General features: G+C 59.6%; 21 protein-coding genes and 4 pseudogenes. 6 read left to right on the forward strand and 19 right to left on the reverse strand.

The annotated features are described in order from the left end of the window. The first annotated feature begins 145 nt into the window (after window positions 1–145). A complete protein-coding gene (locus AC3CB8_RS30520; protein ID WP_352727104.1) occupies window positions 146–625 on the forward strand; it encodes a toll/interleukin-1 receptor domain-containing protein in 480 nt (159 codons plus the stop codon). A gap of 31 nt (window positions 626–656) precedes the next feature. On the opposite strand, the gene AC3CB8_RS30525 is transcribed toward AC3CB8_RS30520, so the two are convergent. From AC3CB8_RS30525 to AC3CB8_RS30555, 7 genes are all read right to left on the reverse strand, one after another. Then, the gene (locus AC3CB8_RS30525) at window positions 657–2,138 is read right to left on the reverse strand and encodes an argonaute/piwi family protein (protein ID WP_352727102.1); all 1,482 of its coding nucleotides are present in this window, start codon (window positions 2,136–2,138) and stop codon (window positions 657–659) included. A gap of 31 nt (window positions 2,139–2,169) precedes the next feature. After that, window positions 2,170–3,618 (reverse strand): toll/interleukin-1 receptor domain-containing protein, encoded by a 1,449-nt coding sequence (locus AC3CB8_RS30530; RefSeq protein WP_352727100.1) that lies wholly within the window; start codon window positions 3,616–3,618, stop codon window positions 2,170–2,172. Window positions 3,619–3,809: 191 nt separating this feature from the next. After that, window positions 3,810–4,100: a hypothetical protein gene (locus AC3CB8_RS30535; protein ID WP_352727098.1), complete on the reverse strand. Its 291-nt coding sequence runs from the start codon at window positions 4,098–4,100 to the stop codon at window positions 3,810–3,812. Window positions 4,101–4,120: 20 nt separating this feature from the next. Then, window positions 4,121–4,648 (reverse strand): restriction endonuclease, encoded by a 528-nt coding sequence (locus AC3CB8_RS30540; RefSeq protein WP_488377388.1) that lies wholly within the window; start codon window positions 4,646–4,648, stop codon window positions 4,121–4,123. Between the two features lie 78 nt (window positions 4,649–4,726). Then, complete coding sequence (locus AC3CB8_RS30545; RefSeq protein WP_352727094.1) at window positions 4,727–5,326, reverse strand: hypothetical protein; 600 nt, start codon at window positions 5,324–5,326, stop codon at window positions 4,727–4,729. Window positions 5,327–5,415: 89 nt separating this feature from the next. Continuing rightward, the gene (locus AC3CB8_RS30550) at window positions 5,416–7,161 is read right to left on the reverse strand and encodes a GIY-YIG nuclease family protein (protein WP_352727092.1); all 1,746 of its coding nucleotides are present in this window, start codon (window positions 7,159–7,161) and stop codon (window positions 5,416–5,418) included. Window positions 7,162–7,503: 342 nt separating this feature from the next. Then, window positions 7,504–7,761, reverse strand: coding sequence for a hypothetical protein (locus AC3CB8_RS30555; protein WP_352727090.1), 258 nt, complete (start codon window positions 7,759–7,761; stop codon window positions 7,504–7,506). Window positions 7,762–8,121: 360 nt separating this feature from the next. On the opposite strand from AC3CB8_RS30555, the gene AC3CB8_RS30560 reads away from it, so the two are divergent. Then, a complete protein-coding gene (locus AC3CB8_RS30560) occupies window positions 8,122–8,811 on the forward strand; it encodes a hypothetical protein (RefSeq protein WP_352727088.1) in 690 nt (229 codons plus the stop codon). 122 nt (window positions 8,812–8,933) lie between these two features. Here AC3CB8_RS30560 and scpB read toward each other — a convergent pair whose 3' ends face one another. The 4 genes and pseudogenes from scpB to AC3CB8_RS30580 all read right to left on the reverse strand — a co-directional run bounded on the left by scpB (window position 8,934) and on the right by AC3CB8_RS30580 (window position 12,384). After that, on the reverse strand, window positions 8,934–9,626 hold the full coding sequence (scpB, locus tag AC3CB8_RS30565; RefSeq protein WP_352727087.1) for an SMC-Scp complex subunit ScpB: 693 nt from the start codon (window positions 9,624–9,626) through the stop codon (window positions 8,934–8,936). Between the two features lie 2 nt (window positions 9,627–9,628). Further along, a pseudogene (locus AC3CB8_RS30570) lies at window positions 9,629–10,581 on the reverse strand (DUF1403 family protein). 158 nt (window positions 10,582–10,739) lie between these two features. Continuing rightward, entirely contained in the window at window positions 10,740–11,885 is a 1,146-nt protein-coding gene (locus AC3CB8_RS30575; RefSeq protein WP_488377389.1) for an RHE_PE00001 family protein, read from the reverse strand. Window positions 11,886–12,009: 124 nt separating this feature from the next. Next, window positions 12,010–12,384 (reverse strand): hypothetical protein, encoded by a 375-nt coding sequence (locus tag AC3CB8_RS30580; RefSeq protein ID WP_352727083.1) that lies wholly within the window; start codon window positions 12,382–12,384, stop codon window positions 12,010–12,012. Window positions 12,385–12,512: 128 nt separating this feature from the next. Between AC3CB8_RS30580 and AC3CB8_RS30585 the strand changes: the two genes are divergently transcribed. Then, a complete protein-coding gene (locus AC3CB8_RS30585) occupies window positions 12,513–13,109 on the forward strand; it encodes a hypothetical protein (RefSeq protein WP_352727081.1) in 597 nt (198 codons plus the stop codon). A 9-nt stretch (window positions 13,110–13,118) separates the two neighbouring features. Further along, on the forward strand, window positions 13,119–14,288 hold the full coding sequence (locus AC3CB8_RS30590; protein ID WP_352727079.1) for a site-specific integrase: 1,170 nt from the start codon (window positions 13,119–13,121) through the stop codon (window positions 14,286–14,288). Window positions 14,289–14,334: 46 nt separating this feature from the next. Here AC3CB8_RS30590 and AC3CB8_RS30595 read toward each other — a convergent pair. Both AC3CB8_RS30595 and AC3CB8_RS30600 read right to left on the reverse strand, forming a co-directional pair. Continuing rightward, window positions 14,335–14,565: pseudogene (locus AC3CB8_RS30595) on the reverse strand (antitoxin Xre/MbcA/ParS toxin-binding domain-containing protein); the annotation flags it as partial. Beyond that, the gene (locus tag AC3CB8_RS30600) at window positions 14,564–15,076 is read right to left on the reverse strand and encodes a phasin family protein (protein WP_352727077.1); all 513 of its coding nucleotides are present in this window, start codon (window positions 15,074–15,076) and stop codon (window positions 14,564–14,566) included. The pseudogene AC3CB8_RS30595 and the gene AC3CB8_RS30600, both read right to left, overlap by 2 nt. 742 nt (window positions 15,077–15,818) lie before the next feature. On the opposite strand from AC3CB8_RS30600, the gene AC3CB8_RS30605 reads away from it, so the two are divergent. Continuing rightward, a complete protein-coding gene (locus AC3CB8_RS30605) occupies window positions 15,819–16,979 on the forward strand; it encodes a patatin-like phospholipase family protein (RefSeq protein WP_352727075.1) in 1,161 nt (386 codons plus the stop codon). Between the two features lie 125 nt (window positions 16,980–17,104). On the opposite strand, the gene AC3CB8_RS30610 is transcribed toward AC3CB8_RS30605, so the two are convergent. The 3 genes and pseudogenes from AC3CB8_RS30610 to AC3CB8_RS30620 all read right to left on the reverse strand — a co-directional run. Then, window positions 17,105–17,725, reverse strand: a complete 621-nt coding sequence (locus AC3CB8_RS30610) for a reverse transcriptase domain-containing protein (RefSeq protein WP_352727073.1) — start codon at window positions 17,723–17,725, stop codon at window positions 17,105–17,107. Further along, window positions 17,697–18,356 (reverse strand): reverse transcriptase domain-containing protein, encoded by a 660-nt coding sequence (locus AC3CB8_RS30615; RefSeq protein WP_488377390.1) that lies wholly within the window; start codon window positions 18,354–18,356, stop codon window positions 17,697–17,699. The genes AC3CB8_RS30610 and AC3CB8_RS30615 overlap by 29 nt, the downstream gene beginning before the upstream one ends. A gap of 481 nt (window positions 18,357–18,837) precedes the next feature. Further along, window positions 18,838–19,122, reverse strand: a pseudogene (locus AC3CB8_RS30620) (transposase); the annotation flags it as partial. Between the two features lies 1 nt (window position 19,123). On the opposite strand from AC3CB8_RS30620, the pseudogene AC3CB8_RS30625 reads away from it, so the two are divergent. Next, a pseudogene (locus tag AC3CB8_RS30625) lies at window positions 19,124–19,282 on the forward strand (recombinase family protein); the annotation flags it as partial. Between the two features lie 287 nt (window positions 19,283–19,569). Here AC3CB8_RS30625 and repC read toward each other — a convergent pair. From repC to repA, 3 genes are all read right to left on the reverse strand, one after another. After that, entirely contained in the window at window positions 19,570–20,910 is a 1,341-nt protein-coding gene (gene repC / locus AC3CB8_RS30630; protein ID WP_352727114.1) for a plasmid replication protein RepC, read from the reverse strand. Between the two features lie 153 nt (window positions 20,911–21,063). Next, on the reverse strand, window positions 21,064–22,098 hold the full coding sequence (gene repB / locus AC3CB8_RS30635; protein WP_352727116.1) for a plasmid partitioning protein RepB: 1,035 nt from the start codon (window positions 22,096–22,098) through the stop codon (window positions 21,064–21,066). Beyond that, a complete protein-coding gene (gene repA / locus AC3CB8_RS30640; protein ID WP_352727118.1) occupies window positions 22,095–23,276 on the reverse strand; it encodes a plasmid partitioning protein RepA in 1,182 nt (393 codons plus the stop codon). The genes repB and repA overlap by 4 nt, the downstream gene beginning before the upstream one ends. Window positions 23,277–23,765: the final 489 nt, after the last annotated feature.

Consider the following 23,765-nt stretch of genomic DNA (forward strand, 5'->3'; position numbering starts at 1 on the left):
ATCCAACGGGAAAAAAGGCAGTGACCTGCCTGGCGAAAGCAACGGATCAGCCGCTTGCGGAAGTGTCGCAAGCGCAAAGCCTGGGTCAACAGTTTATCGCGCTAGGTCTGATAAGTCGCGACGTCCAATGGGACGGCTCCAATTCATGAAAATCTTCATCTCCCATCAGCAGACCGATACCGCACTCGCCACCTGGATCGCGAAGCGGCTCTGGATATATCATACAATCGACTCCTATCTTGACGTCGTTGATCCTGAGTCTTCCAAGAAAGGCGATCAACTCGGCGAGCATCTCCAGGACGAACTCGACAAGTGCGACCAATTGCTTGCAGTGGTGTCGCAAGCGACCAAGGGATCATGGTGGGTACCGTGGGAAATCGGTGTCGCAACCGAAAAGGACTACCCGATCGCCACGTACGCAAGTGACGAGACCTCACTTCCCGAATATCTGAAAAGATGGCCGTATCTTCGAAGCCAGCAAGAGCTCGATATCTATGCAAGGATCTCCAAAACCGCGCATGAGACATACGTCAACAACAAGCGCTACATGACCGAGGACGTGGCGCGCAAGAGCGGACGGCGCCTGTTCTATCGGCAGTTGAGGCAACTGCTCGGCCAGATCTAGACGGAGTTGTTCCAAACGATCGAAGTCCGTCTTATATGTAATATTTGAACGGCAGCTTGGGCTCGCCCGTCTGCGGCGCCGCTAGGATCACGTCTCCCACTGCATCGGCAAAACGTATCGTCACCGGCAGTCGATCATTGTGGAGGCAGGAATTGAAGTTGATCTTCGTCAAGCCCATCACATCACTGAGAACCGTCTTCAGATCGCACTCCCCGCGGTGAATGCGCACTTCTATGGGGTTTGGCGTTTCCGGCCCCAGATAAGTATCAAGACGGGGCGCGAATCCTGACGTCCAAAGGAACGCGCGATGCTCGTGCAGGATCAGAGCCGTCCCCCGGATGACCGGATATCGACCAGGCCGGTAGAGCTTCATACGGTCTTTGGCATCGGAAATCTGTACCCCGATGACATTTGTGCCCGGAGCAGCCGCTTCGAAGCCTTTCCATTCAGGGTCCGCGAACGAGGACTTGGCATGAATGAACAACTCGGTGGGAGCCTGTCCATCATGCATCAGCCTGTATTCGCCGACGACCATCTCTACCAGGTTGCGTGCCGCGTCCTCGCTCAGATGGAATTGCCTCGACTCGGAATGGAACCATGGACCGAGCGCACCACGAAATACGACACCCTCACCGCTCGAAAGAAACATCTGGGCTGCGCAACAGGCAAAACGGTCATCGGAATTGTTGTCCTGTCGTTTGTACGCAAGGCCGACATAGCAAACACCGGGCCTGACGTCGGCCAACTGCCATGGCCGTCCACCATCCTTGTAGTAGGCGCCGGTCAAGATTTTCCAGGCGATAGTTGCGGGATCCTCCAGCCGCCGAATCGGCTTTCCGATCTTGTTCAGGAAATCGTTTGGAGCCAGGGTAGTTTCCCTGACGATCTGGGTGACGATCCGGTCCTTGAGCAGGCGTGCCTTTAGTTGGCGCCTGAAGTGGGTGGCATACTGATAAATCTTCGCCGCTTCCAAGTCCTCGGGAAAGAACGTCGGCTGCAACATCAGACCCCTGGCAGCGGACTTCGACAGCTTTACCGATCCACGGACCCGATCCGCCTTAGGGACGCTCGATTGCGGCCGGCCCAGCTTGTAGATTTCCTCGGGAATGATCACGAACCAAAAATTCGGAGGGGCTTCTAGGCGATTGGCGGCCGCCACCAGCGGGTCGACGTACAGATCCACAGTGGTCTTGATCGCCTCATTTCGGTTCTCCAGGCGAAGCGCGCGAGACACGGCCGCGGGGTCGATGCTATCGATGACGTAAGGTGGTTGGTCGGGCCAGGCACTCGCGAAGGCAGCGCCATATCCTGGAAACGGCACATGCTGCGGGTCGCCATTGGCGGCCTCAATGAGATTGCCGACCGAGCCCATCCACTTACGAAAGCGAGCGACTCCCGCAGGCGTGCCAATTACGCCGAAGTTGATCGGTGCTCGTCCTCCATCGCCAGGGCCGAACAGAAACAATCCGTCCCGCGGGTAGACCATACGCTGGCCATAGCGAAATTCGAGCATTGGCTCGTCGACATGAATGGCTCTCAACGCGTCAGTCCTCATCCTCGAGTATGTCGGCGTCATTCTCATCCTCGAAGTCCGGCTCCTCGTCGGAGCTTGCTAGGATGTCGCGCGTTTCCTCATCGTCCTGCTCCTCAGCTGTAGGCGTTTCCCCCTCCAGGCCGAACGGAACGTCGAATTGGACTGGAGGCAATTCAAGTTTGATGACGGCATCACCACCCATGTCGATGGACAACTCGGACGCATCGCCGGCGACCCATGCCAGAGAGGCAAGCATCAGGTCCCGCCAACGATCATTACGCCAAGACTTGCACATGGTCCGGCGCATCTTGTGCATGCGGCTCGCGTCACCGACAGTCGACCGACCATCCACCGTAAAGATCACATGTCCGGATAGACGAAAATGTATAAACGGAGTGGTAGCTGGCCACATGCTGAGTCCATAATGCCAGAACACGTTTCGCGCCTTGGATTGCCCGACGAGCTGGCGACGTCCAGATGGGCCTTCATTCCAGGCAAAGGCTTTCTTTTCCAGTCCGACCAGATCCCTTTCAGGCCACCACATGTGTCGGCCGTTTGCCATTTCCGTAGATCGCAACCTGGCGTGCTCGAGGCGTCGATCGAACCCTTTTCTCATCAGGTCGACGAGATGGCGTCGCGCATCACTCACATCAATACGATAGCCGGGCGCGCCTCTTGTAAGAAACTCCTCCGTTTCCACTATTCCCGTGATGCTTATGGGAAGATCGTCGCCGAAGTGTTCATGCAGTGCCGGTGGCGAGGCAAAGCTGAGAAACCCGCGCCCCCTGGGCACCAGCGGCAGTGAACAGCTCTCTATGGCGCGATCCTTCGCACCGATCGAAATCCCGCCGGCAAAGTCGTAGATTCGGAGATCCCGCGGTAAGGCCTTTACCCGCAGCCAGTTCGATACCAGCCGTTCGCTGGTCTCCACCACATTGCGCCCATCTCGTTGAGAAATCTCGCGCCAGATTTGGGAGCGCTCGGACACGCCTCGGCGCGGTATGCCAGCGACATCCAAGGTTTCGAGCAGGTCACGCAAGCCCTGGGCCCACCCTCCGCCAAAATCGACGCGCTGGGCATGGACGATCTGATAAGAGGACTCATATTCCGCTGTCCGCAATGGAATAACGAAGCTATCGTCCTTAATTCCCTTACCGGTCGCCATAGCAATACTGATTTCGTTTCTTACCCCTTGCTTGGTCACACTGACCGGGTTGGAGACGACTAGAACTTTTGCGGCGAGGTTACGGATCGCATGTTCAAGGATAACCTCCCAGTTATCTCCACCTTTGAGACGAAATATATCGGCCCAGACGTCATAGCCCATGGCGTCGAGGCGATTTCCCAGCCATAGCGTGAATGCATTGTCTTCCGGCGTCGCGTGGCTGATGAAGATGCTTTCACGGATCACGTCTTGTGGTTTATCAGCGGCAACTGCTTCAGAGGCGAGATCTGGCACCAATTTCTCCGAATCCGTCTAACGTATATAGTGAAACAATGTCATTGCCAGTCAAGTCAGCGAACCCATTCTGGGCCGTGCTCGGCCCACCGGACAGAATGGCCGGACCTCTTTCCAAATCTCGACATAGAAATTGATCGCCCCGCCAATAGAAATGACGAGTGAGACCCCGCGATTCCTAGAAGGCGAAGCTAGGTGAACCGCCTCTCCGGAAGATCGCCGACCTTTACTCGGTGTTCCGAAGCGTTCGTCGAAACGATGTAGCCCATCACGCCATCCTTCGATTTGACGAAAGCCAACATCGATTGCCCGCTGGAGAAGGTGATTTGCCCAGAAGCGATCTCCAAAGCAGCGTTTTCTCCGGCGTATCGATGAAGCGTGAACGGTCGCTCGATGACCTCGATCTCCAACGCGTACCTGAACGTGACATCTTCCACAGGCAAACGCTGGTCCAAAGCGTCTATGACGTAGAACCCCTTCATGGGCACAACGATTCGACTGCTCAGCGCGGGCGGTTGGAGCTGCTGCGGATTTCGGGTGGTAGGTGGTCCAGGATGACGGATCGCGCGTCCTCACCGGCGTAAAGCGCGCCGTCCGGCCTATACACCTTAGCTGGCTTAGCGGCCTTTCGCCCATCCTCCACCACGCGGACAAAAATTTCGATTGCGGTGAAGTTGTAAAACTGGCCGACGATCGTAACGTTGCCGACCCATTCGAAGGTCTCTGCCTCCGACAACTCCATACACGTCAGGTTCAATGCAGCAGCCTTGGTGCGGGCCGTGTTCGTAAAGCCGTTCGCAGAAACGACAATCCCGCGGTGGATTCCGGTCTTTTCGCATTTCTTAGCGAAAGCTTCGATCTGGGGAACCCCTACCTTTCTTCCTTGGTCCCTGCATTCGATGGCGGTTGTGCTTGGCCCGTGATGCGTATCGCGGACAATCAGGACGTCATGTTCGCGAAGCCGTCCCGTGTCCTTGTCGCGCAAGCGCGGGGAAAACTCCACAATCACACCATCCCGGTGCGCGAGCATGCGTTCCAGATTAGCTACGAATGCATGGAAACGCTGTCCTGGTCGGACGGAAGCCATGGTTACTTGCACGGTAGGATTTCAATTCAGATTGGTGTTTGCGGGCAGGCTCGCCACGTGCAGGCGCAACACGATGCTAAGCGCATCCTTTGCAGGAACAAACGCGTGGTTGTAATCGAAAGCGTGCCAATCAATTTCCGTACGCGCGCCAAGTCTATCCTGATGGATCTTGTCCCGAACGGCTTTTGCGCCGCGCAGCTTGGCTTCGAAGCCGAGCGCGCCATGCGGGTCCGCCAACGCCACCAGAGCCCCAATCCAATCGTTCGGCGCGATCGCTGGGGCGGCGGCTCCATCGTTATTTTGACTACGAAGCCAAAGCGCTGAACCAATGCCCTCGCAGACCGAGAACACTCCGACACAGAACTCGAATGTCAACAGCTGACTGTAAGATTCAAAGAGTACCGCCTTTTTTGAAACCCGCATAGCATGCGGCACTATCAAGGCAGCTTTCATCTCCAGGCCGACGAGTATGTGTTTAAGGTTCGCACCTAGACGGTTCTGGACTCCGGCGTCGAGACCCGCGGGTATTGTTGCGTTCAGCCACGGCTCCCATGCAGCGGCAGTGGATAGGGGCTCCGCATAACCTGGGGGATCTTCCGGATACTGTGCAAGGTAGAACATTGCGCTCGCTCACTGCATGGGACATTTGTAGACAATATTGCACTGGCTGACTGAGAGAAAGTGCGTTGCATGCGAAGGATCTGCTCAATTTATTCTGAGACAGTGTCACGCGCTCCAATCGTATTCACTATGCTGGATCGGATTGCCGAGAATGGCGCCCTAAAAAACTCGCGACGCGGATTGATACGGAAAGACGACAAAGCAAGATGCACCTTGACTTCAGCTTCCCGGGCGTCATCCAGTTTCCAGCAATCAACCACAATGTATGCCATCGGAACCCCTGTCGCGTTGGACAGTTCGGCGGCACGATCTTTGGGGTGCCTGCTCGACCAACCGATTTTGTAAACGTCGTCATCCATGAGCGGGCAGCGCATCACATAGAGCCAGCCGCGGGTTCCGATCATTGGTTCCGACGGAACAATTTCTTGCGGGAGGTGCACCTCATCACCGACAATGGCAGCGCTGGCGTAGCTTGCCAGCACAGCTGCTGCCTTTGCGCGTGCCGAGGAGATCGAACTCTTGAGGTAGATGACGTGCGGATTACTGGGCCTGTCGCGCCATCGCAGATGGCCCTTCACCCACGTTCGGCCTCTGACAGGGTTCCCCTGCTGATCGTGGCCGGGTGTGTCCGGCGTTAGCCGTCGCCAAAATCCTTCGACCTCCACCCGGAAACTGGGTGGGTTGTAGCTGCGAAGAACGGGCGCCTGACCGAGATCGACGATCTCCAGGGCCGCAACCTTGCGAATGTATGGGCGAATGGAATCGGCCAGGCCGCTGATACGGTTGCGCTCCAGCGCGGACATTTCGCCAATGGCAGTTGCTCGGATGGACTCACGGATCAAGGTGATCCGAAAATCGAAGTACGACGGCAGCAGGAAACAGGTCTCCGCCAGTTCGATCAACAGATGGTCGGCTTCCAGGCGTGCGATCATGCTCTCTGCGGTTTCACGGTCCCTCGCCGACATTTTCGACGGATCGGGAGCGTCAAACATGTCTGGATCGTCGGCAATGATGTAGTACTGGTTGCCGTAGTCGCGAGCGATCCCCCTTACCTCGTGGCTTTCGGTGCGAAGATTGAAACGCCCATAAACCACCGTCTTCCAAACATCGTCGGTACCTTTGAGCGATTCGGCGCGATATTCGAGGTCCGGATTGACGTCGATGTGCGCCTTCTCAGGCGGGCGGCCACGAACGGCGCCAGTGCCTGTTTCGCGCAGTTTGTGGGTTTCCTCATCAAGATCGACGATTGGCCCCCCGACCATCGCCCAGTGGAGTTGGTCGTCGCGGCGCACCAGCGTGAATCCCGCAATGACGAAGCGATGGCTGTCGGCATGCAAAAAGGCAAGGTCGCGGACGTCGCCGATGGGTGTGAAATTCAGGATGAGCCCGTCTGGCAAGCCCGCCAGCGTCCGCAGCCCGTCCTCGCGACGATTCCCACTGGTCGCAAAATCGAAGAAATCCGAGAGGGAGAAGAGATGATCTTTTTCAGGCCGCAGAGCGAAGAAATGTACCGGCGGCTCGGCGCAAAACTCTAGGAAACCCTCCATCACGTTGAAGGTCGACGGCAATGTCAGCAATCCATGCCCCAATTGCCTGTCGTTGTATTCCATAAGGAATTCCCTGATTTGCATGTCGATCGGATAACCTGCACCCGAACTGTTATCCGCAATCATGCGCTTGTAGGCGCTGCCAAGCGCCCGATCGATCACCTTCTTGCGCAGGCGGCGCTCGTTGCGGGGCAGCTTTTCGATCTGCTCGAGGACATGCTTTGGGAGCAGCCGGTGGTCCGGCTGCGCATGGATGCCAAGCTCCTTCAAACGATCCGTGCGTCCCATTCCGATCACTTTCTAACTGTTTGCGACACTACCGGGTTGGTTCGATACTCGACTTCCGACTAGCTTTTCTGCGGTGAGAGTAATTCAGAGGGCTTCTATGTCGATGTGATTTCAGGACATGCGATTAAATTGTACTGCACACCCGAGCATGATTCTGGGAATAGTAGAAACTGCCGGACGGACGCGTCACCTTCGCCAATCCTTTCCCAAGGAGGCCAAACTCGCAGTCTCAGGCGCTTGCTATCGAAGCGCGTAGCTTCAGTATTTGACGAGATCCGTTCTCTTTGTGCAGGCTCAAAATCCTGCCGTTCGGCGGATATTTGACCGGAATCACTCGCGTGCCTAGGTTTTGGCATGTTTGAAATCACCGGTGACGACATCGCTCTTTTGAGCGACGAGGACCTTCGGGCCCTTGTCGCTCTTCTTTGCGAAGCGGAATTGCGCCGCCGTGGCCTGCCCGCTTCGGCCGTGACCTGGGGCGGCAATCAAACCGCCGCCGATGGCGGCCTCGACGTCCGCGTTTCCCTTCCCGCCGGAACGCCGATAGACGGGTTCGTCCCACGCGCCGCCACCGGCTTTCAAGTGAAGAAACCCCGACATGCCCCGCGGCGAAATTCTCGCCGAAATGCGCCCTGCCGGAATGGTCCGCCCCGTCATTGAGGAACTGGCGACGCAAGCGGGCGCCTACATCATTGTCAGCGCGACCGGATCGACGGCCGACGGTGTGCTTGCCAACCGGCGCAAGGCGATGGCCGATGCGGTCAAGGACATTCCGCAGCGTGATCAGCTCGCTCTCGATTTTTATGATCGCGGGCGCGTCGCGACATGGGTACGCGATCATTCAGGCCTCATCCCATGGGTTCGCGATCGCATCGGCAAATCCCTGTCAGGATGGCAACCCTATGGCTCTTGGGCGCACGCGCCTGCTGGCGCGACGATAATTACCTATTGGATGACACATTGCGCATCCGGACCGACAGCGCGGAAAATGGTGGTGGGGTCTCCGCGCTCGCTGGCCTCGAGAAAATCCGGGATCTTCTGGGGCAACCCGGTAAAGTCGTGCGTTTGGTTGGACTTTCCGGTGTGGGGAAAACCCGCTTCGTCCAAGCACTTTTCGATCCAGCTGTCGGCGCGGGCAATCTCGACCCATCGCTAGCCATCTATGCCGACATGGCAGACACCCCTGATCCGCAACCGATCGCGCTCACTAGCAATCTGGCCGCCCGACGCACGCGGGCGATCTTGGTCATAGACAATTGCCCGCAGGAACTGCACCGGCGGCTTTCGGAACTCGTCCGTACCGCCGGCAGCACGATCAGCGTAATCACAATCGAATACGACATCCGGGAGGACGAACCCGAGGGCACCGAAGTTTTTGCGCTGGAACCGTCGTCGCCCGATCTAGCCCAGAAACTGGTCAGCCGGCGCTTTGCATCGCTCTCCGATGTCGATGCACAAACCATCTCCGAATTCTCAGGCGGAAACGCCCGGATCGCCTTGGCACTCGCGGCCACGGTGGGCAAGAATGAATCGCTTGCCGGACTAACTGACGACGGTCTTTTCCGGCGGCTGTTTCAACAACGGCACGAGCACGACAGCGAGTTGCTGCTCGTAGCGCAAGCTTGTGCGCCGCCGAGACGAACGTTTTGAATAAACCGCTACTTGCCCGACATATGCCTACAAATTCGGACAACGCGACGGTCGCCAAGAACTCCTGGCCCCTGTCTGCTTAAGCAGTCAGCGTATTGAGGCGGCCGCGACCTTCCGCAATGCTACTCGATCTCGACGTCGGCGTTTCTATGATGAGGTGAAAACTCGGGCATGATGTCGCCGGCCAGCAGCTTCTTCTTCGACAACAGCCCGGCGTCCTCGAGCGCCTCGAAATCCGGCAGCTGGCGCAGCGTGTCGAGCCCGAACTGCGACAGGAAATTTTTCGTCGTCACATAGGTGTAGGGCGCGCCCGGCTGCGGGCTGCGCGGTCCCGAGGCGATCAGCTCCTGCGCGCGCAGCACGCCGATCAGATCGCGCGACACCTCCTTGCCGAAGAAGGATGACAGCTCGCCACGCGTGATCGGCTGAAAATAGGCAATGCACATCAGCACGAGCGCCTCCGACCGCGACAGCTCTTTTGTCCCCTGGCCGCCTTGCTGGCCAAATGCGGCGTGGATGGCGTCGCCAAAAGCCTTTCTGGTCCGGTGCTGCCAGCCGCCGGCGACCGTGACCAGCTCATAGGGGCGGCCGGCGAGCTCGGCGCGGATATCGTCGATGATCAGCTCGAGATTGCAGTTCTTGCCCACCACCCGCGCAAGTACGCTACGCGTCACCGGTTCATTGGCGGCAAAGATGACCGCCTCGACGCGGCCCATCCACTCGCGCCAGCGCAGTTCCGGCGGCAGATGCTCGAGCTCGGTGTCGAGCAGCGCCGGCTGATCGTCTGGCTTGCGGCGAGCGGCGGCCTCACTCATCGTCAGAGCCCAAACAGCCGAAAGCTGGTGCGGCCGGAGAGTTCTCGCACGGCCTCGAGTTTTAGCAGCCGCTCGAACAGCCGGCGCGTGGCAAAGCGCGACAGGGTTTTGGTCGTCAGCGTGCCAGGCACGGCGTCTTCATTGAGAAGCAAAAAAATCACGTCGCCGGCGCCTTTCGCGCGCAGCTTTGGCGCGATGGCGATGAGCTTTTCGGCGCGCCGCGAAACCTCGCCGGCCAGCCGGCAGGCATCCGCCGCCGCTTGCACCAGCGCGACGCAGACCGCGCGCTCGAAATCTTTCTCGCCCGGTTTTTTCTCCGGCCGCCGCCGGCCTCGCGAAGGGCGGGTCCAAACGCCTGGGCCAAAAACAGCGGCAGCGGCCGCGGCCAGCGCAGGTTTTGCGCCAGCACCAGGTCGGCCAGCCACCAGGCCAGGAGCTCGGCATCGGGGCGTAGCGCGACGACACGGGCGGCGATCGCCGCGGCGGCGAACGGCGCCGGCCGGCCGGCGCGGACCTGATCGTCGATCTGCGTGCACAGCTCGGCGAGCGCCGCGCTGTCCCAGGCGAGCCCGAGCAGTTCGAGCATTTTTGCCAGACGTTCGGCGCTGACCGCCGGCGGCTGCAGCGCCAGTTGGCGCCAGGCGCCAAAGATGGCGCCGGCCGGGCCGGGATCGGCGCCGGGCGGGCAAAAATGCCAGGCGTCGCGCAGGGCGGCTTCGTCCTCGGCGCGGCCGGCGAGCCGCATCGCGGCGGCGGCGCAGCGAAGCGCCAGCCGCTGGCGCCAGGCGCCGGCCCAGCTGGCTTGCGCGCGGGCGAGGCTGTCGAGCGCGCCCAGGGCGGCGCCGGCCTGGAAGGCGGCGCCGGCGTCGCTGCCATCGCGGCCCGGCGCGAGTGCCCAGGCGGGGACGGCGGGCGGCGCAGAAGAGCCGGCGGTCGAGGGATCAAGGCGAATCATGATTTGGAGGGTAAAGCGGCTGTGCGCTTTGCGCCATCAATTTCGCACCGAAACGCACAGCCTGTCGCACAGATCAAACGAACGATAATCTTGCATTATCAGTAGCTTAGTCTCTTGTCATCGCCCACGACAAGGGCGGCAACCTCTCGATCCTCGCTTCAGATTATTCCCCAGGCGCGAAACCTTCCCCTGCCCGTCATCTCGCGCAGGCCGAGCTCGCCGACCAGGTTGAGCGCCCCCTGTTTTGTCACCTTTAGCCGCTCCTGGATCATGCCCGTCGAGACGAGCGGCCGCGAGAGCACCAGCTCGACCAGATCGGGCAGTTTCGAGCTGGCGCGCCGTTGTTTGAGCCGCCGCTCCATCTGGCTTTTGGCCAGCACCAGCCGATCGTGTTCCTTCAGGCCAGCCACTGCTGCGTCGTGGATTCCATCGAGCAAGGCGAGCAGCCGATCGGAGCGATTGGGCGCCCGCCGCCGCTCACGCGGAATGTTTTTCGAGCCGAGATGCAGGCAAGCGAGATGGTTGGCGGCAAGCCCCTCGTGGCGCAGCAGTGCAGCCACGAGCAGCGGCCCGAGCCACGTGGCATGCTGCAGCACCTCGATGTCCGACCAGGCTTCGAGCAGGACCGCCGCTTGCAGGACGACTGGCAGATCGCGCGTCCTGGCGATCACAGCTTGCCATTCAGCCAGCCGTTCTTCTTCATTCCAGTCGAGATCGTAGATCAGGCCGTTTTGCGGCTCCGGCCGGTCACGTCCTGACGCTTCCTCCTTTCGACCAGGCACGTCTGCGCCGCTGAGAATCCTGGACGAGCGCGCCAGGACCGCATCGATCTCGGCAAATTCTTCGGCCAGCAGATCGGCCTCCGCGTCATCGCGATCGTCGGCTTCAAAGGAGCTGGCTCCAGCCCCCTCCCCCTCCCGGCTTTTTTGGCCCGCCGCCGGCATGGCGCCGCCGCGACCGGTCAGCGCCAAAAAACCGTCGCGGCTGAGCGCCCAGTCCGGCTTTTGCGCAAAAATCCGCCGGCGGGTTCGCAGCACCGCGTGCGCCCGGGTGAGTTCGTGGGTCGGGGTGCGGATGTCCATGTGGGCGTCGTGCAGGACCAGGTCCTCGAGGTGGACGAGTTCGCCCTCGAGCCAGAGCGCGGAAGCCGCGTCGGCAAAATGCTGGCGCTCGACCAAGCCGTCGCGGACCGGCGAACGGGCGACCCGCTCGTCGAGGCGGACCAAAACCTCGGTCGCACGGGCAACCGACCCGATCAGGGTCTCGAGGGGCAGTTTGTCGAGCGTGTAAGCCATTGTTTTCATGATGGCTGATTCGCGTTGGTCAAGCTAGCGTGGGTCTCACTGGACTTACAACGTGTTTCTTCAGGGCGAAAAGTCACTATCGATAATGACCTCTTATCGATAGTGATTGCTCTCGCTGCGCAAATCAGCCAAAATCGCCCCCAAGATGGCCGCCGGCGTCGTACGGTCGGCGTTCTGGACGGCCTTTTCTGGCCAATAGACCAATAGAGAAGCACCCGGCATGCCCGAGCAAAAACCCGTCCGCCTGCCCGACGCCGCTTCCGTCGAAACCGTGCTCGCAGCTCTGCAGCCGCAGTCGGCCGACGCCGAGCTTGCCCCTGCCCTCAACAAGGCCTTTCCGGGCTTCGCCTTTACCGTCGCGAGGATCGACGACCCCTACTGGAGCAACCCTCATGCTGTCGTCGCTGCCGACGGCACGCGCCGCGGCGACCATCGCGCCTGGGTCGAGCGCGCACTGGCCGAAGTCGATGGCGATCTCACCGCCTTCTGGAACCGGCATCGAGAAAGCGGAGAAAATTCTCGGAATGGCGCGGCGCTTCCGTCTTCGCCGTTGCGCCGACCGGTCCGGGCGTCGCCGATTTTGTTCAGCTCTCGCTCGGCGGCGAGTCGGAACATCTGGCCGGCCCGGTGGTCGATCCCGACTATCGCCCCTATAGCGCCGACCATCTGTTTGAACCGACCCTGGTTTCTCGCGAGTCCGCGGTTGGGGCGCAGCAGCTCGCCGGAGAGGCAAGCCGGCCCGAACTCGAAAACCGCGTCATCCACGAGGTCGGCCCCGAGGGGGTCAGGGACATTCCGTTCCTGGAAGCCAATCCCGGCTGGTTCGATTTTGTACCGCGCGAAAACCGCTTTTTTGCCGACTGGGCGCGATCAAGTGCCGCAAGCGTACGCATCTTTGACCACTGGGCCTTCGACATCCACGATTTTGAGGGTCCCGGCCAAAAACGCGAGATCGGGCTTATTCCGCGACTGCTGCAGATGCCGACCGAGCGGCTGCTGGGCGAAGAGGGCGTATCCGTACATCGGCTGGTGGAACGCACCGAGGCGATCGACCAAAAAATCGGACTGGCCTTCGCCTGGTTCTTTTTCATGACGCACGGGCACTGGGTCGATCCGGATGTCGGGGACATCATCGCCGACGGACTGCGCGCCGGGCGCGTGCGCCTGCCAGACCACGATGCGGCCGTGCTGCTTGCCTGGGCAGACAGAAAATATCTGTTCTGAGCCGGCGTCATGGACCTTCGTCTGCCAAAGCCCGCATCCGACCAAAAACTGCGCCGCGCCGAAGCGCTGGACGCGCTGGAGTCCGTGCTGCCCTTCGACCGCCGCGACTTTTTGGCCGAAATCCTCACCGACGACGACGTCGCCACCCTGCGCCACCTCGCCAAGGAGGGCATCGGCGAGAATTCGCTGCGGGCGCTGGCCTCGGATCTCGGCTACCTCCAAGCCTGGTCGCTTGCCGCGACCGGTTTTTCGCTCCCCTGGCCCGCGCCGGAGGCACTGCTGATCAAATTCGTTGCCCATCATCTCTGGGATTTTTCGAAACGGGAGACCGATCCGGCGCACGGCATGCCCGCCGAAGTCGCGATAACGCTGAAAGCTGAAGGGCTTCTGCGCATTGACGGCCCGCACGCGCCCGCCACCGTGCGCCGGCGGTTGTCGAGCTGGTCGACGCTGACCAAATGGCGCGGTTTGCGCGGCAAATTCAACGCGCCGGGGCTGCAGAGCGCCATCAAACTGGCCGTACGCGCCAGCGCCCGCCCGCGCGGCCGCAAGAGCAGGAAGGCGGTGACCGTCGACATCTTGGCCGCCCTCCTGAAGGCCTGCGCCGGCGACCGTTTCGTTGACGTCAGGGACCGCGCGATCCTCATCACCGCCTTCGCCTCCGGCGGCCGCCGCCGCAGCGAGGTTTCGTCCCTGCGTGTCGAGCAGTTCGTTGAGGAAGAGCCTGTGCCGGCCGATCCCAAGGATCCAGAGGGGCTAAAACTGCCCTGCCTAAAAATCCGGCTTGGCCGCACCAAGACGACACAGGCCGATGGGAATGCTTTCGTGCTGCTCGTCGGCCGCCCGGTGCTGGCCCTGAAAGACTGGCTCGAGCGGGCCGGGATCAGCGAGGGCGCCGTGTTTCGCGGCATCGATCGCTGGGGCAACCTCGAAAAACGAGCCCTGACGCCGCAAGCCGTCAACCTGATCCTGAAGCGCCGCATCGCCGAGGCCGGGCTCGACCCCGCGGCGTTTTCCGCCCACGGCCTGCGCTCCGGCTATCTCACCGAAACCGCCCGCCGCGGTATCCCGCTTCCGGAAGCCATGCAGCAGTCGCAGCATCGCTCCGTGCAGCAGGCGTCGAACTACTACAACGATGCCGAACGCCCGCTCGGGCGGGCGGCGCGGATAATCGTCTGAGTCGCAGATCCATCCGACACATCACAGCTTGCGGCGTCAGCTCCAGGCCATACTTCAGACCTCCGAGGATATCGACCACCATTTCGGCGCCGAACTCGCTCAGGATAACGACCTCGATCGGTCGCTTGTCCTCAGTCATCGGGTGCGGCCGAAACAAGAAATCGCGCGCTTCCTCTTCGTTCTCCCAGACATCGACAGCAAGACCCCAGACGCGCGCCACGCGGGCCATTCATGTGCCCTCGTCCGACGAGAGGCGATGCGGGTGCTGCTGGCGCTCAGGGTGTTTCCGCAACTCCGCCTACCTTTTCCGGATCTAAGGCGTTTTTGGCCGGCTTGTTGACGTCGGCCACGCCCCTAGTTCCGAGTGCCTGGAATTGCTTGGCCTGCTCCACAAAGAGTTCGACCCGTTTGCGCAAGAAGGTCGACTGCAGCGCGATAAACTGCGACGGCAGCTTGGCGCCAACCAGCGCCTGCAGATGGGAGAGATCTGCCTCGGCGTTGGCCCAGAATGTAGCGATCCCCTTCAGCGACAGTTCGATACCGACCGCCGCTGTGTTTTCGAAGATAGTCTTAAGCATCTTCTGGGCGTCTTCAGCGCCCGGCGTGACTCTGAGAAGAGCTCCTGACCACTGCTCGGCCGTTTGGGCGACCGAATGCAGCTGATCGGCCGCTTTGACCGGGTCAAATGCGGGAAAGTGGATAATTTCGACGTCTTTATCTTCGGACTTGGCCATTTCGTTATCCTTCTGGTCAGCGATCTCTCTGACGTACTCACGCTGTTTTTGCATCTCAGTGGCTGCTCCTTTCACTTTGGCAGGCGAAGCGCCGATTCGTCCGCCGCTCGTGGTCGTCTCTGCCACTGTTCACTATGACGGCAATATACGGGGTGTAGGATGCATAAGGGCATTTCAACCGTAACATAAATGGTAACAAATATGACCATTATAATTAATTAATTTTTCTATACATCGACTCACTTATATAACGATTCCGTTAAGCTACTGCCATATTTCGTCAGGCAAGTTTATATAAACATTTGCAGCAGAAAGCTACCAATCGTTGTAACGTTTACTCCAGACTTTCAGGGTCCAAGCTGCCAAGCCATCAGAATTCCAATTTGCTGCCGTGGCGCCATCGTTTGGAAAGGGAAGACTTATGGTTTAAGAAAGCACCTCCAATTCCCTGGCTGCTTTCAAAACCCTAACGTGGGCTCTTATCGAGAAGGGCTGCGGGATCCATTCTCGAGGCGGAGAATGGAACGGAGTTTGACGATTTTCTCTCCGCCGCAGGCGTATTCAACTTTGGGCACAACGATGCGTATTTTGATGGGTGCCGCAAAGCAACACACGGCGAGCTTGGACGGCGCCCGCCGCGCTCCGATGCCATGGGCGCATGCCCGGCTGCCCGGTGCTCGACACCGGCCACTCGCGATCTGACGCTTGGTCTGGGCGAGGTGGCACAACGATCTCACTGACCGACCGCACCTGATCGCATCAGCCATGCAGAGCCCAACAAATCGGAGACAAAGCCATGCTTGAACGCAATCACAACAAGGAAGCCACCGCCACCATCGCGGAAATTTCGGCGCAGTATTACCGCATCGCACTGGTGTTTCAGGGGGGCGGTGCGCTCGGCGCCTACCAGGCGGGCGTCTACCAGGCACTGGCCGATGCAGGCTGCGAGCCGAGCTGGCTTTCGGGCGTGTCGATCGGCGCCATCAACTCTGCCATTATTGCCGGCAATGAGCCGGGCCGCCGGCTGCAGCGGCTCGAGCAATTCTGGCAGACGATTTCGGGCCGCGACATCTGGGCCTTTACGCCGGAAGGCGACATCTACCGCGACATCCGCAACCGCACCTCCTCGTGGATGACGATGACCATGGGCCAGCCCGGCTTTTTCAAGCCGCGCAACCCCAACCCGTGGTTCCAGCCGCCTGGCGCCGATGGCGCCACCAGCTTTTACGACACCGCCGAACTCAAGGACACTCTGGAGAGCCTGATCGACTTCGAAGTGCTTAACAACGGCAAGAAGCGGCTCAGCGTCGGCGCCGTCAATGTCAGGACTGGCAACTTCGTCTATTTCGACACAGACAAGGGGCGCATCGGCCCGGAGCACATCATGGCGAGCGGCGCGCTGCCGCCGGCCTTCCCGTCGATCCGCATCGACGGCGAATATTACTGGGACGGCGGCATCGTCTCCAACACGCCGCTGCAATATCTACTCGACCAGAAAGAAGACCGTTCTGCCTTGGTGTTCCAGGTCGACCTGTTCAGCGCTCGTGGCGCGCTGCCACGCAGCATGCCCGACGTGCTGTCCCGCCACAAAGACATTATCTATTCGAGCCGTACACGCCAGAACACTGATAACTTTCAGCGCATCCACGCGCTCAAGATGAAGCTGCTCGATGCACTGAAGCGCGTGCCGCCGGACCAGCTCAAGGACGGCGAGAAGGAATTGATGGCCGACTATTCCGATGCCGGCGTGGTCAACATCGTCCACCTGATCTACCAGCACAAAGGCTATGAAGGCCACGCCAAGGACTATGAGTTCTCGCGCACCTCAATGCGCGAGCACTGGGAGACAGGCTTGGAAGACACGCAGCGGACCTTGCGGCATCGGAAGTGGCTGACGATGCCAACCAATGTCGATGGCGTGGCTATCCGCGACCTGCAGCGCGAAGACCCGACCTGAGATCTTTGCCGGCGCTTCGCCATTGACGATCCCCAACGCCCCACTTCAGACGCATAGGAATGTCCCTCATAGCGTCGGCTTGAATGACACAAGGATCGTGGTCGAGTAGCTCAGCCATTCGGCTTTCATCTCCGGCGCATTTGCCGATGGAATCCGTTGAGCGCTGGGTAGTTGTGCGGCCTGCCGTAGTAGCCGTAGTGTCCACGCAGAACGGCGGCGAACCACCTGTGCTGCGCAGCCATTGGCGCGTGCATGAGCCGCCAGGCATCCTGGCGCAGCGCCGTCAGCTTGCGGGTCAGGCGTTCCCCTTCCGTCTTGTGCTTCACGATGAACCGGCCATCCCGGGTCCGCCCGCAGTAGTGGGTGAAGCCCAGAAAGGCGAAGGTCTCGGGTCGCCGCTCGCAACGCCGCTGTCGTGAAAGGGCCGCGAACCGCCCAAACTCGATCAACCGCGTCTTGTCCTCGTGGAGAGTCAGGCCAAAGCCGGCCAGCCGCGCCTTGAGGGCCAACAGCATCTCCTCTGCATCGGCCTTCTTCTCAAAGCCCATGACGAAGTCGTCAGCGTAACGCACGATCACAACGCGACCGTATGCATGGCAACGACGCCATTGGTGGGCCCAAAGATCGAGGATGTATTGCAGGAAGATATTGGCGAGGAGCGGGCTGATACCCGCCCCTTGCGGGGTACCCCTGTCCGCCTCTTGCTTCTCGCCGCTCTCAAGGACCAGCCCGCAACCACAGCCCAATGAGCCGTAGGATACGAGGATCAGCGATCCTGTGCGCCACCATCCGCAGCAGCCACTCGTGGTCGACCGAGTCGAAGAAGCTGCGAATGCCGGCATCGAGCACCCAGTTCACACGTTGGCTCATGATCGCTGTATGCAGGGCATCAAGCGCCATGTGGGGGCTCCGCCCCGGCCGAAAGCCGTAGGAGAACCCCAGGAAGTCGACCTCGTAGACAGCACTCAGCACCTCGGCCACCGCGCTTTGGACGATCTTGTCTTCCATCGCCGGCACCCCGAGAGGCCGTTTACCGCCGTCGGCTTTGGGAATGTAGACCCGCCGCACCGGCTGTGGCCGGTAGCGATCGGTGTGGACCCGTTCGCAGAGATCACGGATGTTATCCGTCAGCCCCTCTTCGTACTTAGCCACGGTCATCCCATCGACCCCAGCACTCGCCTGTCGCTTCTGTCGCCGAAACGCCCGGTAAAGGGCTTCTTCGTCGGCGTGATGCAGCAGGGCCGTGAACCGGGTTTGGGCAGCCTGCTTGGCCGCCGCGTTCACCCGCTCGAGGTTCAGCGGCAAGGCAACCCGGCTCTGTGTCCGGACCTTGGCTTCCTCGCGCAGGCTCCCCTCAGGCTGGTCCCTTCCCTCCACTCGCCTCGTTTCCTTCGACGGCTTCACGGGTACTATGAACCAGTCCGACTCCCGACCTCAGCTCGGACGGCAGCTCTGGCAGTACCTTGCTGCTGTCCCCCGCTGGAGACCAATCCACCGGACCCGGTCGGGCCTCTCATGTTCCGATGATTACCTTCCATGCGTGATCCGGCCATCGACCCCGACGGAGCGGCAACGTCTCGCGTAACGACGATGCTCATATTGCCTTAGTGACTAGGGAACACACTCGGCCTCCGCGAACATCCACCTTTCGAGGCTCATTCCCGCACCCCGCATGGCTCCTGTCTACACTTCAGACCCCGCGTTGCCGCGACGCCCGCAAGACTCGGTCCCGGCTTGCCCGCTACGGCTTTGGCCGGATGGCACCCAAAAGCAATCATCAGCTTGGCATGACGTACTCCCGCGGAGTGGTGTAGCTGGCGGCATTAGTCGCCGTGCTCTCCGGCATGGGCCGGGCTGATCAGCGCGCCACGGCTGGCAGGCTGATCAGGGGATCATCGCTCATCTGGCTGATCGTTTCCAGAGTCATACTGGCCCGCTGCACTGCCCATTCATCGTTCTGTTCGAGCAGGATTGCGCCGACGAGGCGCACGATCGCATCGTCGTTCGGGAAGATTCCGACGACCTCGGTGCGCCGCTTGATCTCGCCGTTGAGACGTTCGATCGGATTCGTCGAGTGGAGCTTGGCACGATGTTCCTTGGGGAAGGTCATGTAGGCCAGCACGTCGGGCTCGGCGTCGTCCATGTCTAACCCAGACCTGTCGCTCCGAGACATCGCTGGCCAGCTCGAGCGCCTGCATGAGCGAACCCCACGAAGAAGCGCAAAATGGTCTGCCTCATCAGTCAAGACTCTGCTCGATCGAGCCCGCCGGGTTGGGCTCGTCGCCGAACTACCCGCGAGCTAACCGTCATCCCGCTGCAGAACAGTCCTCAGTTTACGGTCCATGCCTGACGTTCAACATTCCCGAGCCGCTTGTACGCGGCCCAGGCAGCAGCTGGAACAGCGCTGCCGGCCCGCGCCAGCCAAGCCGCACGATCGGATTCGGCAAGTGAGTTCCACCACACCATTCCGGCGGTTTCATCCGGCGTCCGTTCCCGGTCGTGTCGTTTTTCATGCCTCAATGCTCTCATAAGACGCTCATCCCGACAAGCGCTGCAGCCACCGTCCACGCATCGAAACCCGCCCGGCTGATCATGATCCGCGCCCTGGCTTGTCGAGGCTGCGGCGCAACGCATCGCTGATGTCCAGCCGGGATTCGGTGCGCACAACCTTGCCTGCCCCCTCCAAATCGACGGCAGCGGCTTCAGCTCCGGTTCCGGTCGTCTTCGACGCGTCAAGCTTGGCCCGCAACAAGGCCATCACCATCGGCCAGACCGAGAACTTTCCGACCTTTGCTCTATCTGTCAGGCTGCGCAAATAGCCGCCGGCGCTGTTGATCTGGTCCTGCCGCTGGTATATCGCGGCAATGGTAATCGCCGCCTGCTGCTCACCCATTGCCGTTCGCGCTTCCTCCCAGGCGCTCGGGCTGACGCCCATGGACGGCCGGGCAACCTCGGCCGCAGCCAGAAATTCACGCCAGTTGCGGATTCCGCCGCAGCCCTTCACCAGCCAAAGCATGTTCGGGCAGGCATCCAGCACGATCCCTAGCGGCAGTTCGCGTTTCGGTAGGCTGCGTACGTTGTCGGTGTCAACGTTGCCGCCCGCTTCATCTTTGTTTCCTGAGCCGCTTTCAGATTCAAATTTAAAGTCTGGTTTTGAATTCTGTATGTGGCGCCCATTTCGGGACTCATTGGCGTCCACTTTCCGTGTTTTTAGAAATGATTCCAATGCCTCACGCACTTCAGCCCAAAGGCCTTCAAGCTCCTCGGCAATCGCCTCGAGGGTTTGTCTGGTTGCGGTGCGTGGTATCTGGCCGACAATCGCCTGGTAGGCCTGCTGGACCCTTCCCCAGTTCGCCGGCACGCCTTCCTCAATCCCGGCGTCGATCATCTTGACGATGTCACGGCGGCATATGGTTAGCCGCTCCTTAGCGAGACGAAAGGCCTTCTTCTCAGATCTGACCGCTTCCGCAAGATTCTTGAACTCCTCAGCGCGCGCCACGATCGGCGAGAGGTCAAAGCCATAGGCCTGCTCGATCTCGCCCCCCTGACCCTTCCGGGCGAAGCGCTTGCCGTTTGGGCTGTCCCGACGGATGATCAAGCCGCACTCGACCAGAACGGCCAGGTGCCGCCGTAACGTCGTTGGGGGCAATCCGTTGGCGCGGCGGATCAGCTGCTCGTTGGATGGCCATACAACCAGTTCGCTGTCGCCATAAAGCGCCGTGACCGGATGGAACGACAACAGCGCGTCGAGAATAGCCAGAGCGCGATCGGTGGCGCCCAGAGCGATCCTGGCGTCCTTGATATCTTGGAAGACATGCCATTTGTGGACGGTCGCGTCCTTCGGCACCGCCCTTGCGGTGACTTGGCTTGAAATCATGCCAAGCGTCATCGGTCGCCGCCCAAAGGGCGTCGTTGCAATATTCGTCTCCATTTTCTTTCACCCTCGATAGGCAAAAGAAACCTGCTCGCCAAAACGACGCCAATGACTCTTGACAGTGATTCGTGGAGATGCGATTCTCAGAGTGCTTAGTTCAGAGAGAGGCTTCCACGGCTTGCCGTTTGGGGGCCTTTTTCTTTTGCGGTTTCAGACTCCTTGTTTCGTGATGGACTTCCGAAAGGCCTCAAACAGGTCGTCCAGTTGTCCGGCGATAAACGCTGCGAAACGCGATCCTTCAGCCTCTCCCACAGCAATCATGGTAGTTTTTCCGTTGTCCTTGAGGCTGACCCTGACTGTTTTGTCTGGAGCAGCCCAGGATTTCATAGCAATCTTGTGCTTTGATGGCTTGGCCGGACCCGCAGGTTCTTTGATCGCATTATGATCCGATGGAAGCGTCTCAAGCAGAATAATGAATCTGTCGTCGGACGTTGCGTCGCGGAATTTGTTTTTGCGAGTAAGATCGAAAGCTTTTGCGAGTGAGCCGTCTATGGAATAGCGGTTCGAGAATTCCTGCCATCGTCCTCGACCAATCCCGGGAGCTTTACCAATCGATTGCAGTATCTCCTTGTCGACCGATGAGGCGATTTTGATCATCTCGGAGACATGCGATTTTCCTGTCGACAGCGAAGCGCAGATGGTGTCCCGTTTGTATCCCGCCTCCTGCTGCGCAAGCGCAAAAGCGCACTTTTCAATGTATGAAAGATCCTCTCGAGCGGTGTTTTCTTCGCCTTGGAAAATGACTGCTTGTTCATCAGTTAACTCGCGGACGGCCGCTTTGAATCCGATCCCAAGCTGCTTAGCTGCCGCTAATCTTCTGCGACCATAGACGATTTGAAACTCGCCATCCTTGCCTTGCACTGGCCGAACCAATCCAGGCACAATCTGACCGCGCTCCCGCATGGATTCAGTGATCTCAGCAATGGCGGAAATCTCGTAGGCGTCATCATATCGATCGGTGATACACGACGGCCGTATTTTGTCGGGATCGAGTTCAATGATCTGTTCGCCTGACTTCAGTAACTTGTCGGCGATATCGCTACGCTCTTGCATTTGGCGGACACCAGCCGCCACCTTCATCAGGTGCGGCGATGACGTGCGGCGGCTGACGCCCTCCTCCGAATTGTCCTCCCCGAGTTGCCCCAAAACAGCAGCAAACATGCCCTTAGAATCTTTACGGCTCACTGTTCACGCCTCCATGCCATTGTGATGAGGCTTTCTATCTCCGCGTTCGCGGCATTGATCGATTCGATTGCACGATCATAAGTTTTAGGTGCCGAAAACCTCGATCGTTGCACTTCATAGAGGCTCTGCTTCCAAGTGAGAGCGTCCGCAACCGCAGTGGATTTGGAGACCGAATTCAGAAGTAAATCCTCGCCAAACACTTGGCGCATTAGGGCCTGCATGTTGGCTTGCGGGTGGTCGTTGGCCTCAAACTTTGTGATGAGGAATTTGGCGAAATCCCAACGTGCGCCTGCACCAGCCTCATCCAGGATTTGCATATAAGATGCGGCCAACTCCAAAAACTTCCCTGTGGAGTCGACATCGAGCATGTGCGCTGGAACTGGGATTAGCACTCCGGTAGCGGCAGTGAGCGACGAAAGTGTCAGGAAATTGAGTGACGGCGCACAGTCGAGAAGAACGATGTCGTAGTCGTCGACGATCTGTTCGAGGGCCTGTGACACTCGAAGCAGAAAACTGGTTCCACCGCTCTTGCGCATCTCAAGGGTGACGGCCGTCTCGAATTCTGTCAGCTCAAGACCGGCGCAGATGACATCAAATCCGATGATATGCGTCTGATGAATAATCTTTTCCGTTGGCACCGGATCATCAAACCGAATCGCTGAGTAAAGGGTGTCACCCTCTCGGTAGTCAAATCCGGGTAACGCTCCTTGCAGACTTGTTAACGACGCCTGGGGATCCATGTCGACTGCTAGAACGCGGTATCCCCGTAGTGCCAACCAATGACCCAAGTGAATAGTGGTCGCTGTCTTGGACGATCCCCCTTTGAAGTTCGTGACCGCGATGATCTGGCAATCCTCACCTTTAACACGACGAGGATTGATCCATTTCTTCCGTGCCTTTTCCGCCAGGTGCATCCGAAGGTCCAGCACCTGCTCCACAGAATATAGGCGCTTTCCGGTGGTCGTTGTCTCTGGCTCAGGTCCCTGCCCTTTCAAGGAGACCTGCCTTATGTAAGCTTCGGTCACTCCTAGCAATGCTGCCACTTCCGTCGAAGTGAATTTGCGCATCGTACGCATCGCATCAGGAGGATACTGAGCCAGCGAAAGATTGTTGAGTGCCTTCTCGAGTTTCGTCGAAAAGGTATTCATGAACTGAAGGCTACTTAGATGCCGCGTCACCCAGATTCTCCTCTTGCACCCAGCGCCTATTGATAGCGACTGTGGTTAACAAGCTGTTAACGCCACGCCAACTACGCCAACTTTTCGAATTACGCGGTTTTTCCGTTACTGGAGGTATGCCCGATTCGGAGCATTCGAGCAAATGGACACAGGGCAGTTCCCAGCTGGGAACTTTTCGTTATCGCTGGCTTCCCTGTGCCGTCAAAGTCGCGCATCAGGCATTGAAAACGACAGCTATGAAGTTGGTCACGCAGCATGGGGCACGGGCGAGCCCGTTGCCCGTTTTGTTCTCGTAGATAGTCGACGTTGGTGTGCCGATTGCCCTCTGGCTTCCGCGGACGGCGGCCAGTCACCTTACAAAAGCGCAGGCAAGTTTCGGCGCATGGAGAGATCCCCCCTCCCCCACATTGGCGCGGCGGCGAAATTCCCGTTGTGAAGGAGACACTGAGCTCGCGCAGTCCAGGGGGTCACCATCCTTTGCGTTGGAGC

The organism is Mesorhizobium sp. P160927, assembly GCF_057766385.1.

Excerpts from the sequence above, each read along its gene's own strand:
- AC3CB8_RS30520 (WP_352727104.1), top strand. The coding sequence starts at position 146 with ATGAAAATCTTCATCTCCCATCAGCAGACCGATACCGCACTCGCCACC.
- AC3CB8_RS30605 (WP_352727075.1), top strand. The coding sequence starts at position 15,819 with ATGCTTGAACGCAATCACAACAAGGAAGCCACCGCCACCATCGCGGAA.
- AC3CB8_RS30550 (WP_352727092.1), bottom strand. The coding sequence starts at position 7,161 with ATGGGACGCACGGATCGTTTGAAGGAGCTTGGCATCCATGCGCAGCCG.
- AC3CB8_RS30590 (WP_352727079.1), top strand. The coding sequence starts at position 13,119 with ATGGACCTTCGTCTGCCAAAGCCCGCATCCGACCAAAAACTGCGCCGC.
- AC3CB8_RS30535 (WP_352727098.1), bottom strand. The coding sequence starts at position 4,100 with ATGAAGGGGTTCTACGTCATAGACGCTTTGGACCAGCGTTTGCCTGTG.
- AC3CB8_RS30575 (WP_488377389.1), bottom strand. The coding sequence starts at position 11,885 with ATGAAAACAATGGCTTACACGCTCGACAAACTGCCCCTCGAGACCCTG.
- AC3CB8_RS30545 (WP_352727094.1), bottom strand. The coding sequence starts at position 5,326 with ATGTTCTACCTTGCACAGTATCCGGAAGATCCCCCAGGTTATGCGGAG.
- AC3CB8_RS30580 (WP_352727083.1), bottom strand. The coding sequence starts at position 12,384 with ATGCCGGTTCCAGAAGGCGGTGAGATCGCCATCGACTTCGGCCAGTGC.
- AC3CB8_RS30555 (WP_352727090.1), bottom strand. The coding sequence starts at position 7,761 with ATGTCGGGGTTTCTTCACTTGAAAGCCGGTGGCGGCGCGTGGGACGAA.
- repC (WP_352727114.1), bottom strand. The coding sequence starts at position 20,910 with ATGGAGACGAATATTGCAACGACGCCCTTTGGGCGGCGACCGATGACG.
- AC3CB8_RS30540 (WP_488377388.1), bottom strand. The coding sequence starts at position 4,648 with ATGCTCGCGCACCGGGATGGTGTGATTGTGGAGTTTTCCCCGCGCTTG.
- AC3CB8_RS30525 (WP_352727102.1), bottom strand. The coding sequence starts at position 2,138 with ATGCTCGAATTTCGCTATGGCCAGCGTATGGTCTACCCGCGGGACGGA.
- scpB (WP_352727087.1), bottom strand. The coding sequence starts at position 9,626 with ATGAGTGAGGCCGCCGCTCGCCGCAAGCCAGACGATCAGCCGGCGCTG.
- AC3CB8_RS30600 (WP_352727077.1), bottom strand. The coding sequence starts at position 15,076 with ATGCAAAAACAGCGTGAGTACGTCAGAGAGATCGCTGACCAGAAGGAT.